Origin of the sequence: Jongsikchunia kroppenstedtii DSM 45133 (assembly GCF_000380485.1) — a bacterium.
In the GTDB taxonomy this organism is placed as follows: Bacteria; Actinomycetota; Actinomycetes; order Mycobacteriales; family Mycobacteriaceae; genus Jongsikchunia; species Jongsikchunia kroppenstedtii.
On the sequence record NZ_AQYG01000039.1, the window covers coordinates 1 to 13,956 of the forward strand.

Annotated in this window: 15 protein-coding genes; 4 read left to right on the forward strand and 11 right to left on the reverse strand. The window is 68.0% G+C overall.

The window, feature by feature from the left end:
• The 6 genes from G341_RS23395 to G341_RS20935 form a co-directional block, all read right to left on the reverse strand.
• Positions 1 to 206, reverse strand: a 206-nt coding sequence (locus tag G341_RS23395) for a transposase (RefSeq protein WP_155826767.1), incomplete at its 3' end; no start/stop codon positions are given.
• A 46-nt stretch (positions 207 to 252) separates the two neighbouring features.
• Positions 253 to 915 carry a hypothetical protein gene (locus G341_RS0104225; protein WP_018177865.1) on the reverse strand — a complete coding sequence of 221 codons (663 nt, stop codon included), beginning with the start codon at positions 913 to 915 and terminating at the stop codon, positions 253 to 255.
• Positions 912 to 1,883, reverse strand: coding sequence for a signal peptidase I (locus tag G341_RS22900; RefSeq protein ID WP_155826768.1), 972 nt, complete (start codon positions 1,881 to 1,883; stop codon positions 912 to 914). The genes G341_RS0104225 and G341_RS22900 overlap by 4 nt, the downstream gene beginning before the upstream one ends.
• A gap of 2 nt (positions 1,884 to 1,885) precedes the next feature.
• Positions 1,886 to 2,428 carry a hypothetical protein gene (locus tag G341_RS0104235; RefSeq protein WP_018177867.1) on the reverse strand — a complete coding sequence of 181 codons (543 nt, stop codon included), beginning with the start codon at positions 2,426 to 2,428 and terminating at the stop codon, positions 1,886 to 1,888.
• 26 nt (positions 2,429 to 2,454) lie between these two features.
• Positions 2,455 to 2,955 carry an alternate-type signal peptide domain-containing protein gene (locus tag G341_RS22905; RefSeq protein WP_018177868.1) on the reverse strand — a complete coding sequence of 167 codons (501 nt, stop codon included), beginning with the start codon at positions 2,953 to 2,955 and terminating at the stop codon, positions 2,455 to 2,457.
• A gap of 164 nt (positions 2,956 to 3,119) precedes the next feature.
• On the reverse strand, positions 3,120 to 3,872 hold the full coding sequence (locus G341_RS20935; RefSeq protein WP_155826769.1) for a hypothetical protein: 753 nt from the start codon (positions 3,870 to 3,872) through the stop codon (positions 3,120 to 3,122).
• A 528-nt stretch (positions 3,873 to 4,400) separates the two neighbouring features.
• Between G341_RS20935 and dnaK the strand changes: the two genes are divergently transcribed.
• The 4 genes from dnaK to G341_RS0104265 all read left to right on the forward strand — a co-directional run bounded on the left by dnaK (position 4,401) and on the right by G341_RS0104265 (position 8,541).
• On the forward strand, positions 4,401 to 6,248 hold the full coding sequence (gene dnaK, locus G341_RS0104250) for a molecular chaperone DnaK (RefSeq protein ID WP_026303235.1): 1,848 nt from the start codon (positions 4,401 to 4,403) through the stop codon (positions 6,246 to 6,248).
• Positions 6,245 to 6,877, forward strand: coding sequence for a nucleotide exchange factor GrpE (gene grpE, locus G341_RS0104255; RefSeq protein WP_018177871.1), 633 nt, complete (start codon positions 6,245 to 6,247; stop codon positions 6,875 to 6,877). Before dnaK ends, grpE begins: the two co-directional genes overlap by 4 nt.
• A gap of 24 nt (positions 6,878 to 6,901) precedes the next feature.
• Positions 6,902 to 8,101 carry a molecular chaperone DnaJ gene (dnaJ, locus tag G341_RS0104260; protein WP_018177872.1) on the forward strand — a complete coding sequence of 400 codons (1,200 nt, stop codon included), beginning with the start codon at positions 6,902 to 6,904 and terminating at the stop codon, positions 8,099 to 8,101.
• Between the two features lie 83 nt (positions 8,102 to 8,184).
• Positions 8,185 to 8,541 (forward strand): heat shock protein transcriptional repressor HspR, encoded by a 357-nt coding sequence (locus G341_RS0104265; protein WP_245556908.1) that lies wholly within the window; start codon positions 8,185 to 8,187, stop codon positions 8,539 to 8,541.
• A 94-nt stretch (positions 8,542 to 8,635) separates the two neighbouring features.
• Here G341_RS0104265 and G341_RS0104270 read toward each other — a convergent pair whose 3' ends face one another.
• From G341_RS0104270 to G341_RS0104290, 5 genes are read right to left on the reverse strand one after another with little or no spacing between them, the layout of a single operon-like run.
• Positions 8,636 to 9,826 carry a globin domain-containing protein gene (locus tag G341_RS0104270; RefSeq protein WP_018177874.1) on the reverse strand — a complete coding sequence of 397 codons (1,191 nt, stop codon included), beginning with the start codon at positions 9,824 to 9,826 and terminating at the stop codon, positions 8,636 to 8,638.
• A 40-nt stretch (positions 9,827 to 9,866) separates the two neighbouring features.
• Positions 9,867 to 11,597, reverse strand: coding sequence for an NAD(P)/FAD-dependent oxidoreductase (locus G341_RS0104275; protein ID WP_018177875.1), 1,731 nt, complete (start codon positions 11,595 to 11,597; stop codon positions 9,867 to 9,869).
• The gene (locus G341_RS20940; RefSeq protein ID WP_155826770.1) at positions 11,597 to 12,574 is read right to left on the reverse strand and encodes an alpha/beta hydrolase; all 978 of its coding nucleotides are present in this window, start codon (positions 12,572 to 12,574) and stop codon (positions 11,597 to 11,599) included. The genes G341_RS0104275 and G341_RS20940 overlap by 1 nt, the downstream gene beginning before the upstream one ends.
• Positions 12,574 to 13,512: an alpha/beta hydrolase gene (locus G341_RS20945; RefSeq protein WP_018177877.1), complete on the reverse strand. Its 939-nt coding sequence runs from the start codon at positions 13,510 to 13,512 to the stop codon at positions 12,574 to 12,576. Before G341_RS20945 ends, G341_RS20940 begins: the two co-directional genes overlap by 1 nt.
• A gap of 9 nt (positions 13,513 to 13,521) precedes the next feature.
• Positions 13,522 to 13,869 carry a DUF4180 domain-containing protein gene (locus G341_RS0104290; RefSeq protein ID WP_018177878.1) on the reverse strand — a complete coding sequence of 116 codons (348 nt, stop codon included), beginning with the start codon at positions 13,867 to 13,869 and terminating at the stop codon, positions 13,522 to 13,524.
• Positions 13,870 to 13,956 lie beyond the last annotated feature (87 nt).

Below are 13,956 nucleotides of genomic sequence, written 5' to 3' on the forward strand. Positions count from 1 at the left end.
TGCCGTTTCCACACCGTCTGCCATGGCCCGAACACCTCCGACGGCAGGTCACGCCACGGAATCCCGGTCCGGTATCGATAGATGATCGCTTCGACAACCTGCCGGTTGTTGCAGAACGGACGCCCTTGCCGCCCAACGTTTGACGGCAACAACGGCTCGATCCGCTCCCACTGCGCATCACTGAGCGACTCACACCTAGAACTCATCCACCGATCATCAGCGACCGATCACCCAATCATTAGGAGACACGCCCTAGCTCGAGGTGGCCGTGAACTGCATGGCCACGCTGACCGCTGACATGCGAGCGCCGATGGGTGCGGTCGGACTGACCTTGATTTGGATGCACAAGTTCTCACTCGCCGAAGCCGCGAGCGGCCGTGCGGTGCTGATGATGTTCACCGGTGCCCCGGTCGAGAGCGCCTGGCTGCTGATCTGAGTGCCGCTGGTGCAGGTCTGGCTCCCGGCCGAGCCGGACACCGAACCGCCGGCATAGGCGGTAAGGGTCATGTTCTGTGCGAGAATCGCGGCGCTTGCGGAGCCGTACGTGGCCGTTCCGGCATCGGCAGTCGTCGCGTTGGCGACGTAGGTGAAGTTCACCATGCCGGTGTTCTGCACCGGGAGCATGCCGGCGACGCTGCCGCCCTGCGCCAGGTTGAGCTGGTTGAGGGCGGTGAACGCGTACGTCGGCCGGTTGCCGTTCAGCTTCATCTCGATGGATCCGGTGGAGAAGACGCCGGTGGCGGCGTTGACCGAGGTCGACCACTGGGCAAGGGTGCCGGCGGCACCGAGGCCGAGGATCATGCCGAGCGAGGCGAGGGCACGCAGCCGGATCCAGCCGGTCCGCGACAGCCGAAGCTGCTGTCGGCTGGGCAGTTTGGTCTTGGGGTGTGACGACATCGCGCTGCTCTTCTTCATTGGGCGTGACTTCTCTGCTGGTTCGAATACGCCGGGCGGTGGGCGCCTGCGTGTTGGGCGACGGGGTGATGGGCGACGGGGTGGTTGATGACGGGAATCGGCGCGGTGGTCTCCGCATCGCCGGGCCACGCGGCCCAGGGCGCGGGTTCCCGATGCATCGGTGCCTGCTGGACCGCTGTGCCGGCCAGCGGCACCCGGTACGGCGAGGCCGTGGCGTGTGGCGGCGGGCCCGTGGGGGCCGGGTAGCCGGTCGGCGCGGGCGGGATCACCGGCGGTTGTTGCGACGGAGGCAGCACGCGGGGGCCGATGGCCGTCGCCGGCTGCGGTTCCACGGGCGGTGCCGAGGCCGCGTCCGGTGCGGCAGGCTGCTCCTCGCGCCCACGCCGGACCCGGTCGCGGGCGGACGTGCCGAACGCGTACAGGCCATAAAGCACCAGGGCGCCGGCCCCGAGCTTGATGACCAACGACTTGTCCTTGCCGTTCAGCGCGGAGTTCACCCGGCCGAGGTACGGCACCGCGTACCAGAGCCGGCCGCGCACGTTGTCGGGATGCAGCGTCCACGGGTCGCGCGACGGGTTGTTGTCGCCCCGGGTTTTGATCTGCATCTGGCCGTCGGCTGTGTAGGTGATCTCGTCGATGCGATGGGTGACGATCTCCGGGGCGTCGGGTCGGTTGAAGGTGATGACCTCACCGGCACGAAGTTCCTTGGGGTCCACCGGCTTCGAGACGACGAGCGTCCCCGGCGGGTACTTGGGCTCCATCGACCCGGTGAGGATCGTGTACGCCGTCGCACCGCCCAGGCGAGGAGCCACCACCACAGCCATCAGCACGGCGAATGCAGCCATGAACAGTGCTGCCGATCCGATCGTGCGGGCCCACCACCAGACGCTGGTCTCGTCGTCTGCGTTGGTGGCCGCCGCGCGCGCATCGGTCGACGCGCGCGCGGCGGGGGTCTGGGTGGTGGTCATCGTCATGCCTGCGCTGCGCCGAACGTGAACGTGTAGGTGCCGTTCTGATTGGCCGCGATGTTGGACGGCGCGGTCGCCGCGATGCACAGCACCTCGGAAGCACCCGCGGCGAGCTGACGTGCGGTCGTGCTGGCGCTGGTGATCGAGCCGTTGAACAGCTCGGTGCCCGGAGTGCCGGTCGGCGTGCAGGCGCCGGTGCTGGAGACGACCGCCACCCGCAGGTTCAGCGGCGGCGGGGTGGTGCCGGCGGTCGCTGCGACCGTGTTGAGCTGGTAGGTCACCTTGACGGTGCCGGTGTTGAAGACCTGGAGCGGAACCTGCACGCTCGTGCCGGACGTCATGTCCGCGGCGGCCAGCGACGACAGGTCGAGCTGCGTGGTCCCGCCGGAATCGGCGGAGATGGCCAGTCGGCCCGTCTTGACGGTGGTGGCTGCGCCCGGGGTGCTGGAGGCGGTCCAGAGGGCGCCGGTCTGCAGGACGGAGAACAATGCCCCGACCAGCAGAACCAGCGCCCCTGCGAGCGCCCACTTGTGAGTGGACTTCACGGGTTTCCTTTACGGACTGGTGGAGATCAGTTCTGCGTGAGCGTCAGAGCGAGACCGCTGACATTGACCGACTGGTCCTGCGAACCGGTGGCCGACTGGTCGAACGACAGCACGCCGCCCGCGGTGACCTGCTGGTTGTTGTTGGCCTCGGTCAGGTTGGTCAGGGTGCCGCCGATGGCATCCGGGGTGAAGGTCAGGCCGGCCGGCAGGCCGCTGGCGCCCGCGTTGGTGACCGCCGCGGTGGCCTTCAGGTTGGTGCCCTTGATGCCCAGGGTGTACGTGCCGGACAGGTGCACCGCATCGCCGGGTGAGAGGGTCATGGTGGCCGGGTCGAACGCACCGGTGCCGCCGGCCGACCAGGTCCAGGCCGGGGCCGAGGTCGCGGTGACGGTCAGGTGACCCGACTGGGCGGTGCCGCCGCCGGTCGAGGGCGACGAGGCCGACCAGGCCGCCATAGATCCGGCGCCGCCGGCCAGGATGAGTGCTGCTGCGCCGCAGGCGACTGCGCCCTTGGTGGACTTCTTCATGTGGTTTTCCTTACTTTGGTGGTAGCCCCGCATGCGGAGCAGGAGAGTGCCGCCCGGCCACTAGGGACGGCGCGGGGCGACCGCACGCGCGGTCATTCGGCTGTGGTGGGTCCTAGGCCGGCCCACCACAGCCGAAGTTTGAAATGTGTTGCCGGAGTTGGCGTTTAGTGAACGTTGCCCTGAACGGTCGGGCTGTGCAGCTCGCCGGCGAAGGTGCCGCCCGCCTGTACCTTCAGGCCGGCCTGGGTGCCACCTAGGCTGCTCGTGTCGAGACTGCCCGTGTTGCAGCCGCCGCCGAGGCTGCCGAGGCCCAGACCGCCGAGGCTGCCGCTGCTGCTTCCGGTGCAATCACCGCCGGTGCTGCCGCCCTCGGCCGGATCGGTCGGCGCGACCTCTTCCAGTGCCAGCGACCAGTCCGGGGCGATGTCGAAGCCCTGAGCGGTCTCCGACTGCGGAATGCCGATGTAGAGCTTGACGTCGACCGCCTGGTCCTTGGTGAGCCGCTTGGTCTGATTGATCAGGATGCCGGGGTCGCCCACGCCGCTCTGTACGGTCGCGGTATTGCCCGCGTTGGTGTTGAGCGTGGCGTGGAAGGTGGCCGAGCCGTCCGGCGTCACCGACCAGTTGCCCGCGTACACCTGAAGCTTGGCCGCGGTGTCGCAGTTGTTGCGGGCCTTGAACTCGGCCTGCAGGTCGTTGATGTCGCCGGGAACCGGGACGACGTTGTTCCAGGTGATCACCGAACTGGTGCCCCAGGTAGTGCCGCCGTCCTGCGAGTATTGGAGGCAGTTGTCCGGAAGGTTGTCGCCGACGGCCGCGTTCGCCGTGCCGGCGCCGAGTCCGACGATTGCTGCCGCGGCGCCGCCCGTGATAGCGAGGACTGCGGCGCCTGTGGAAATTCGTGAGATCAAAGCCATGGCGAAGATCATGGGGCGGCGGTCGTGAGACCGTCTGTACCCCGAACTGGGGACAGAAATACGACCCAATAGGTACATTAGGCCACCTGTGAGTTAAGAATTTCTAACAATTTTGGCCATCTTTCGCGCCTGCGCGCTCTGTCTCAAGTGGGTCATCTGACCCATTCGGTTGACGGCCTGACCTGTGGTTTCGTCGCGTTGACGCGCCGCGAAGTATCTGACATATGAGCCGCATCTCAATCGCATATTCGAGTGATTCAAGTCACTTAAATTCCCTCGAACGACTGGGGCTCCTGACCTAGTTCTGTGATGTAAATCATATCGTTCTGGACCCTCTATGTTCCACTGGCTGGAACAAGGCTCGCAGGTCGATAGTTGTACACATCGAGAACTTGAGCGCATCAGACTCAATTTGGTTGACATTCGAACCGGGTGGCATACAGACTTGAGCGAGTGCGGCTGAGGTCTTGAACCTGGACATCAACGAGACGGTTGGTCGATACCGCCGTCGGACACAAGGAGAAACACATGGCTCGTGCAGTAGGAATCGACTTGGGCACCACCAACTCGGCCATCGCCGTGCTGGAGGGTGGCGAACCGGCGGTCATCGCGAACGCCGAGGGCGCCCGGACCACCCCGTCGATCGTCGCCTTCGCCCGCAATGGCGAGGTGCTGGTCGGTCAGCCCGCGAAGAACCAGGCGGTCACCAACGTCGACCGCACCATCCGCTCCGTCAAGCGCCACATCGGCGAGGGCGACTGGAGCGTCTCGATCGACGACAAGAACTACACCCCGCAGGAGATCAGCGCCCGCACGCTGATGAAGCTCAAGCGCGATGCCGAGTCGTACCTCGGTGAGGACGTGACCGATGCGGTCATCACCGTCCCCGCGTACTTCAACGACGCCCAGCGTCAGGCCACCAAGGAAGCCGGCCAGATCGCCGGCCTCAACGTGCTGCGTATCGTCAACGAGCCGACCGCGGCCGCGCTGGCCTACGGCTTGGACAAGGGCGAGAAGGAACAGACCATCCTGGTCTTCGACCTCGGTGGCGGCACCTTCGACGTCTCCCTGCTCGAGATCGGCGACGGCGTCGTCGAGGTCCGTGCGACCTCCGGCGACAACCACCTCGGCGGCGACGACTGGGATCAGCGCATCGTCGACTGGCTCGTCGACAAGTTCAAGGCGGCCAACGGCATCGACCTGACCAAGGACAAGATGGCGATGCAGCGGCTGCGGGAAGCGGCCGAGAAGGCGAAGATCGAGCTGTCCTCGGGACAGAGCACCTCGATCAACCTGCCGTACATCACGGTGGACGCCGACAAGAACCCGCTCTTCCTGGAAGAGAACCTGTCGCGCAGCGAGTTCCAGAAGATCACCTCGGACCTGCTCGAGCGCACCCGTGCGCCGTTCCAGGCCGTGATCAAGGACGCCGGCATCTCCGTCAGCGACATCGATCATGTTGTGCTGGTGGGTGGTTCGACCCGTATGCCGGCCGTCACCGAGCTGGTCAAGGAGCTCACCGGCGGCAAGGAGCCCAACAAGGGCGTCAACCCCGATGAGGTCGTGGCCGTCGGTGCCGCACTGCAGGCCGGTGTGCTGCGCGGTGACGTCAAGGACGTGCTGCTGCTGGATGTCACCCCGCTGAGCCTCGGTATCGAGACCAAGGGCGGCGTGATGCACAAGCTGATCGAGCGCAACACCACCATCCCGACCAAGCGGTCGGAGACCTACACCACGGCCGAGGACAACCAGCCGTCGGTGATGATCCAGGTCTATCAGGGTGAGCGCGAGATCGCGGCGCACAACAAGCTGCTCGGCAGCTTCGAGCTGGCCGGCATCGCCCCGGCTCCGCAGGGTGTCCCGCAGATCGAGGTGACCTTCGACATCGACGCCAACGGCATCGTGCACGTCACCGCGAAGGACAAGGGCACCGGCAAGGAGAACACCATCCGGATCCAGGACGGCTCGGGCTTGAGCAAGGACGAGATCGACCGGATGATCAAGGATGCCGAGGCGCACGCCGCCGAGGACAAGGCGCGTCGCGAGGAGGCCGAGACCCGCAACCAGGCCGAGTCGTTGGTCCACACCACCGAGAAGTTCCTCAAGGACAACGAGGACAAGGTGCCGGCCGACGGCAAGGCGAAGGTGGAGGCGGCGATCGCGGACACCAAGAAGGCGCTCGAGGGCACCGACCTGGCCGCGGTGAAGTCGGCGGTCGAGAAGCTTGCCACCGAGTCGCAGGAGCTGGGCCAGGCGCTGTACGCAGCGGCCGCGGCCGAGAACCCGGGTGCGGCCGAGGGCGGTGCCCAGGCCGGTGACAACGACGTCGTCGACGCCGAGGTCGTGGACGAGGGAAGTGACGAGGCAGCCAAGTGACTTCACCGCATGAGGACGAGCAGGAGCCGGTAACCGTTTCGGATCGGCGCCGGATCGACCCCGAGAGCGGAGACGTTCGCGAGGACGCAGCAGGGGAGGCCGGGGTGCAGACCCCGGCCGGCCCGGCCGCTGACGGAGCTTCGGTACCGGCGGATCAGGTCGATCAGCTCGCCGAGCTGACGTCGGATCTGCAGCGCCTGCAGGCCGACTTCGCCAACTACCGGCGGCGCGCCGAGAAGGAGCGCCTCGGTTCGGTGGAGTTCGGCAAGGCGTCCGTCGCCGAGCAGCTGCTGCCGATCCTGGACGATCTGGACCGCGCACGTCAGCACGGCGACCTCGAGGAGGGGCCGTTGCGGGCGATCGCCGACAAGCTCATCGACACCCTCTCGGGTGTGGGGCTGCGCGAATTCGGTGCGCCGGGCGAACCGTTCGACCCGGCGTTGCACGAGGCGGTGCAGCACGACGGCGACGGGGCCAATCCTGTGATCGGCACGGTGTACCGCAAGGGCTATCGGGTCGGCGAGCGGGTGCTGCGGCACGCGATGGTGGTCGTCATCGACGCCGCCGGATCCGGAACCGAAGCGTCTGTGCCCCCTGCAGAATCACAGCCAGAATCAAACAACAACTGAGTACGAAGAAGGAGGTGACGCCCAGTGGCACCACAACGTGAGTGGCTCGAACACGACTACTACAAGGAGCTGGGCGTTACTCGCGAAGCTTCGTCGGACGAGATCAAGAAGGCGTACCGCCGGCTGGCACGCGAACTGCACCCGGATGCCAACCCGGGTGACACCGCGGCCGAGGAGCGCTTCAAGCGGGTATCGGAGGCGCATAGCGTCCTGTCCGATCCGGCCAAGCGCAAGGAGTACGACGAAACCCGAAACATGTTCGGCGGCGGTGGTTTCCGGGCCGGTAACGGCGCTGGGGCGGCCGGCGGACGGTTCGGGGGCGGCGGCTTCAGCGGCGGCGGTGCCGGTGGTGCGGAGTTCAACATCAACGACCTGTTCGGTGATGGTGCCGCGGCCGCCAGCGGCGGCGCCGGGCTCGGCGACCTCTTCGGCGGGCTGTTCAACCGGCAGCCCCGGTCGGGCGGGACCCGCCCGCGCCGCGGCAACGATCTCGAGACCGAGACGACGCTCTCATTCCGAGATGCCGTCCAGGGTGTGACGATGCCGATCACCCTGACCAGCCCGTCGCCGTGCACCACGTGTCACGGCAGCGGCGCCAAGCCGGGGACGAGTCCGCGAGTCTGCCCGACCTGCAACGGTTCTGGAGCGGTCAGCCGCAACCAGGGTGCGTTCGGGTTCAGCGAGCCCTGCCCCGATTGCCTCGGGACCGGGTCCAAGATCGACGACCCGTGCCCCGACTGCAACGGCAACGGCGTGATGGTGCGGACCCGCACGATCAACGTCCGCATCCCGCCGGGCATTGAGGACGGCGGCCGGATCCGGCTCGCCGGACAGGGCGAGGCGGGACTGCGCGGGGCGCCCTCGGGCGACCTGTACGTCTCGGTCAAGGTCAACACCGACAAGCTGTTCACCCGGAGCGGCCATGACCTGAAAGTCACGCTGCCGGTGAGCTTCTCGGAGCTGGTGCTGGGGACCACGGTGTCCGTGCCGACGCTCGACGGGACCGTCGGGGTCAAGATCCCGGCAGGTACCGCCGACGGCCGGACCCTGCGGGTTCGCGGCCGCGGTGCGCCCAAGCGCGCCGGCGGTGCCGGCGACCTGCTGGTGACCGTCAAGGTCGCCGTGCCGACGGGGCTGGACGAGGCGTCGACCGAGGCGCTGCGCAAGTACGCGGCCGCCGAGAAGGCGTCGGGATACGACCCGCGAGCGGATTGGGGCCGGTGATGTCCGGGAAGCAGGATTCGGAACCGACGGGCCGGGCGGGAGCCTCAGCCCCGCGGGCGTCGGGTTCTGCGCAGCGGACGTTCATGATCTCGGTCGCCGCGGAGCTGTCCGGCATGCATGCGCAGACGCTGCGGACCTATGACCGGCTCGGGCTGGTCACCCCGCAGCGCGCCGCGGGCGGCGGGCGCCGGTACTCCCAGCGCGACGTCGACCTGCTGCGCGAGGTGCAGCGCCTCTCGCAGGACGAGGGCGTCAACCTCGCTGGCGTGAAACGCATCATCGAACTGACCAACCAGGTCGATGCGCTGCAATCACGGATCACCGAACTCGAGCACGAGCTGTCGGCGCGGCGCAACGCCGCCCGCGGATCGGCTCTGGTCCCGGTCGAGCGCACCAGCGCCCTGGTCGTCTGGCAGCCGCGTAAGCGCAAGGGCGACTGAGAACCGACAAGCGAGTAACGACAGAGCCCGGGCCGGCAGTGATATTCACTGCCGGCCCGGGCTTTTCGTCGTTCCGATGTCGGTCGATCCGATATCAGTAGGGGTCGTGCTGGATGAAACTGCCGCGAACGCCGGCCAGGATCAGGCCCTGCTTGGTGCGTTCGATCATCTTCGGCGAGCCGGCAAGCAGCACCTGATGATTGGACCAATCGCCGGTGTTGAGCACCGCGTCGACCAGTTGCCCGTGAATCCGGCGGAACCGGTAGCGGTCCAGATCGGCCAACCCCTCCAGCCACCACGGGTCGGTCTCCTGTTCGGAGACGAGTGTGACCCGCAGCCACGGATTGACCGCGGCGATGCGCGCGAGCGTGGGGGTGTCGAAGAGCTCGCCGGGATAGCGAGTGCCGTAGTACAGGTGCACCCGCGGGCCGTCGCCGCGTTTGGACAACTCCAGGATCAGCGCCCGCAGGGGCGCGATTCCGGTGCCGCCGGCCACCATCAGGACGTCCCGCCGACTGTTCGGGATCGGGTTGCCGGCGTAATCGACGTCATCGGTGGTCTGCACCGACATAGAGCCGTGGCTCTGCGACAGGGTCCACACATCGCCGACCGCGGTCTGGCCGACGATGGACGTGCTGACCGCGCCGGCGTCAACGGCTCGAACATGGAATTCCAGCTCCCGCTGCGGGTTCGCCGGGGTGGAGGGGGACAGCAGGCGCCAGACGCGCGGAATCTGCGGCACCTGTACCTCCAGCGATTGTCCGGCGCGGTAGGTCAGCGGTCGGTCGGCGAGCAGCTGAACCACCGCCTGACCCCGCGAAACCGGGTATTTGGCAACGACTTTCGCATGCCAGACCGCCGGCCCGGGCGCCGACTGCGCTGCACCGCTCATCACGCCGGTGGTGAGCATCAGCGCGTGGGTCACCACGGCTTCGATCTCTTCGTCCCACGCCGGGCCCAGCGCCCGCGCGATCGCGCCCATCAATGCGGTGTAGAAGTATCGGTAGTGCACGTCGATGACGCCGAACTTGCGGTGATCGCGACCCAACTGGCTGAGGAAGTCCAGCAACGCGGTGTGGTCGGGCTGCTCGGCGATCGACCGGAAGACGAAACGCAGCGCGCGCACCAGCACCTCGCGCTGATGCGTCATCGACGCCGGGAACAGATCGCGCAGTCCGGGATCGATGGACCAGAGCCGGAAGTAGACATCGCTGGCGAAGCCGTCGGGGTCGGCGTCCATCGCGGAAATCACGCGCAGCAGGGGGTGCTGATCGTGACTGCCCACGGCCGCAGACCTCCTATCTCGCCCGGTAAAGGCTAGCGCGTCAATGCCCCGATGACAGCTCTGCCTGACGCAATTCCGCCAGCCGCGCATGCACCAGCGGCACCGTCGAGGCACCCTCGCCGCTCGCCGCGGCCACGCGCTTCATCGATCCGGAGCGCACATCGCCGGCCGCGAAGATGCCGGGCACCGTCGTCTCCAGTGGCGCGGGCGGGCAGCCATCGACCCAGCGATCGGCGGGCACCTCGCGCCCGGTGAGCACGAATCCGTGCCCGTCACGCAGCACTTCGGCGGGGATCCAGTCGCAGTGCGGTGCGGCGCCGATCAGCAGGAACAGCCCGTCGGCTGGCACCTGTTCGGCGTGCCGAGTGGCGGTGTCGCACAGCGTCAGCCACTCCAGCCGACCGTCGCCGCCGGCGTCGATCACCTCGGTGCCCGGGCGGACCACGATCCGCGGGTTGGCGTCGATCTCCCGTACCAGATAGTCCGACATGGTCTCGGCGAGACTGTTGCGCCGGATCACGATGGTGACCGAGTCGGCGAACCGCGCCAGATGCACGGCAGCCTGGCCCGCGGAGTTGCCGCCGCCGACGACGAACGTGTGGCGCCCGCGCATCTCGCGGGCCGCGCTGGAGGCGGCGCCGTAGTAGACGCCGGAGCCGACCAGATTCTCGACCGCCGGGACCGGCAGCCGGCGATAGGCGACGCCGGTGGAGATCACGATGGTGCGGGCGCAGATCCGGGCGGTGCCGGCCACCACGTGGTGATGATCGAACTCGGGTCCGGACACCTCGACCGCCGTCGCGCCGCGTCCGGTGTAGAAGCGGGCGCCGAAGCGGCTCGCCTGCACGCGCGCCCGCTGCGCCAGCCGCATGCCGGAGACACCGCGGGGGAAACCGAGGTAATTCCGGATCATCGAACTGGTGCCGGCCTGGCCGCCGATCGCCTCCGACTCGATCACGATCGTCGAAAGCCCCTCGGAGGCGCCGTAGACCGCCGCCGCCAGACCGGCGGGACCGGCGCCCACCACCACCAGGTCGGCCACGTCGGTGTCGGGAATGTCGTCCGGGCTGCCGTACCACTGCTCGGCGACCTCGGCGACGGTCGGCGCGAACATCACCCGGCGCCCGCGCCAGGCGACGATCGGGTAGCGGATGTCGTCCGTCGACTCGAGCTCGAGCGACTCGATCAGTGCCCGGCCCGCCCTGCTGTCCGGGGTCGACGTCTTGGTCGGGACGCCCATGCGGTCCAGGAAGTCGCGGATCGCGGCCGTCGATGCGCGCGTCGGCGCGACCAGATGGACGGCGACGACCTCCGGCGTGGCGACCGACCAGCCCCAGTCCGACAGGTAGTCGACGATCGCGGCGTGAAACTCCTCGTCGCGCAGACCCTGGGGAATCGACACGTAGCTGTCGAGCTGGCCCTCGGCGAGCGCCTCCTGCATCACCGGCAGTACCGAGGAGAACTGCGCCATCGGGATCGCGGCGAGCCGTCGGGCGGTCGGCACGATGCGGTGCACCTTGTGCAGCAGCTGCCGGCCGGTGCAGTCGGCGATATCCGCCTCGGCGATCACCAGGGCGATGGGGACATGCTGCGTGACAAGCGTTTTGATGGTGTGGATGGTGTCGTCTGCATCGGCGGTGTCGACCACGGTGTAGTCGCGGCCGTAGCGGGAACGGATCTCGTCGACCAGGACGTTCCGGTGCTCCGGGGTGACCGCGACGATGATCGCCGGGCTCGGTCGGTCGATGCCCTCTTCGTGGCCTGGTGCCATCAGCGGTCCTTGTTGCTGCGGGCCGTCGTCGAATGCAAGGCGAGTCCGGCGCGCAACGCGCCCGCGGCCTCGATCATCGCGTCGCGTCCGGGCAGGCCGAACCGAGTGGCGCTCGCAAAACCGTGAATCAGACTGGGATGGCGCCGAATAACCACCGGCACACCGGCTTCGGCGAGGGCCCGGCCGAATGCCTCGCCCTCGTCGCGCAGCATGTCGAAGCCGGCCGTCGCGATATAGGACGGTGGAAAGTCGGCGAGATCCGGTGCCAGAGCCGGCGATATCCGCGGGTCGGTCACATCGACGCCGGGCATGTACATCGACATGAACCAGTCGATGACCTCGTGACTGAGGATGAGCCCGTCGGCGACCGAGGTATACGACGGATACACGCGGGTGCGGTCGGTCGCCGGATAGAACATCACCGTGTACGCCGGCTTGTGCTCGGCCAGCGCGCCGAGGACGGCGGTGATGTTGCCGCCGGCGCTGTCGCCGGAGACCGCGATCCGGTCGGGCGCGATGCCGAAGGCCTCGGCATGCTCGCGCACATGGTCGTAGGCGGCCATCGCGTCGTCGATTGCGGCAGGGAATGGATGTTCGGGCGCCATCCGGTAGTCGACCGAGATCACCTGCACGCCCGCGTAGGCCGCGAAATGCCGGTTGACCGTGTCGTGCGACTTCGGGCTGCCGAGCGCGAATCCGCCGCCGTGGAAATACAGCAGGACCGCCGGATCGTCGAGCGGCTGGCGCGGCACGTACTGCAGTGCCGGAATCGGCCCCGCGGGCCCCGGGATATCGATGCGTCCGACGGTCGCGACCGACGGGCGGCTGCCGAGGACCGCGGCGGCGGACAGCGATCGCCGGGCCTGGCGCACGGCCTTCATCGGATCCGCGAGGTCCAGACGGTCGGTGAGCGGGTACCGCGTCGCCCACTGCATCCGGCGATCGAGCGTCTGGCCGTCCCACCTTACTCGGCTCATCAGATTGCCAATCCGACTCGGAGTGCACCCGCCGCTTCCACCACGGCCTCCTTGCCGCCCAACCCTTTTCGGGTGAAGCTGGCGAATCCGTGGATGAACCGCGGGTAGTGGCGTTTGACCACGGGCACCCCGGCTGCGGCGAGCCGGTCGGCGAACGCCTGGCCCTCGTCGCGCAGCGGGTCGAAACCGGCCGTGGCCACATAGCTCGGCGGCATGCCCGCGACGTCGTCGGCATGCAGCGGCGAGACTCGCGGATCGGTGCGGTCGACATCGGCGGGCGCGTAGTGATCGGCGAACCAGCGCATCATGCCGTTGGTCAGGAAGTAGCCATTGGCGAACTCGCGACGCGACGGATGCTCCTCGGCGATATCGGTGACCGGGTAGAACATCAGCGCGAAGGCCGGCTTCACCTCGCGGTCCCGGGTCGCCAATGCGACTGCCGCGGTGAGGTTGCCGCCTGCGCTGTCGCCGCCGAGGGCGATCCGGGCGGTATCGATCCCCAGCGAATCGGCGTGCGCGACAACATGGTCGAACGCGGCGACGGCATCGTCGAACGCGGCCGGGAACGGGTGCTCGGGCGCCATGCGATAGTCGATCGACAGCACCTGGACGCCGGCGTGCAAGGCCAGCAGGCGGCAGGTCGAGTCGGCCGACTCGGGTGCGCCGACCACCCAGCCGCCGCCGTGGAAGTAGATGAGGATCGGCATGCGATCGGGCGCGGGCAGCACCTCGGGCGTGTAGTGCAGGGCGCGGATCGTGCCGCCGGGGCCGGCGAACTCGACCTCACGCACCGGCACCGCGGGCCGCACACCGGCGGCGGCACTGGCCCGCTTGATCGAGCGGCGTGCCAGGTCGGTGCGCGTCATCAGCACCTGTTCGTTGCGTGTGAGGGTGGCTCCGGCGGCGATCGCCCGCATCGGCAGGGTGGGCTTGGGCATGGGGACAGCCTAGGCGGCACCACCCGAGCGGTCACTCAGTTCGCGGTCATCGGCGACGAACCACAGTTGCCGTCCGCGATTGGATTCCAGGACGTAGTCGCGCAGGGCGGTGCTGCGGGCCAGGTAGGGCGTGATGTCACCGACGATGGCCACCCGCATCCGGTAGTTGAGCAGCTTCTGCGTGAACAGCCCGGCGACCTTGGTGCTCAGGTCGAAGAAGTCCGGATCGAGCCGGCCGACCGGGATCGCGATCATCTCGGCACCCGTGCCGTAGGTGGAACCGAGCAGATCGGTGGCGTCGGCCTCGGTGCGCAGCAGCGGGCCGTCGGCCGGTACGTGGTGCACGACGATGCTCATGGGTCGAACGCTACTGCCGCGCAACGGTGTTCGTCGAGCGAATATCGGCCGACGCGAAAGCCGGTTTCGCGCATCATTGTCCGTCAT

Coding starts and splice junctions, on each gene's coding strand:
- G341_RS20945 (WP_018177877.1), bottom strand. CDS start 13,512: ATGCCCAAGCCCACCCTGCCGATGCGGGCGATCGCCGCCGGAGCCACC.
- dnaK (WP_026303235.1), top strand. CDS start 4,401: ATGGCTCGTGCAGTAGGAATCGACTTGGGCACCACCAACTCGGCCATC.
- G341_RS22905 (WP_018177868.1), bottom strand. CDS start 2,955: ATGAAGAAGTCCACCAAGGGCGCAGTCGCCTGCGGCGCAGCAGCACTC.
- G341_RS0104275 (WP_018177875.1), bottom strand. CDS start 11,597: ATGGCACCAGGCCACGAAGAGGGCATCGACCGACCGAGCCCGGCGATC.
- G341_RS0104225 (WP_018177865.1), bottom strand. CDS start 915: ATGAAGAAGAGCAGCGCGATGTCGTCACACCCCAAGACCAAACTGCCC.
- G341_RS20940 (WP_155826770.1), bottom strand. CDS start 12,574: ATGAGCCGAGTAAGGTGGGACGGCCAGACGCTCGATCGCCGGATGCAG.
- G341_RS0104290 (WP_018177878.1), bottom strand. CDS start 13,869: ATGAGCATCGTCGTGCACCACGTACCGGCCGACGGCCCGCTGCTGCGC.
- G341_RS0104265 (WP_245556908.1), top strand. CDS start 8,185: ATGATCTCGGTCGCCGCGGAGCTGTCCGGCATGCATGCGCAGACGCTG.
- G341_RS20935 (WP_155826769.1), bottom strand. CDS start 3,872: ATGGCTTTGATCTCACGAATTTCCACAGGCGCCGCAGTCCTCGCTATC.
- G341_RS22900 (WP_155826768.1), bottom strand. CDS start 1,883: ATGACCACCACCCAGACCCCCGCCGCGCGCGCGTCGACCGATGCGCGC.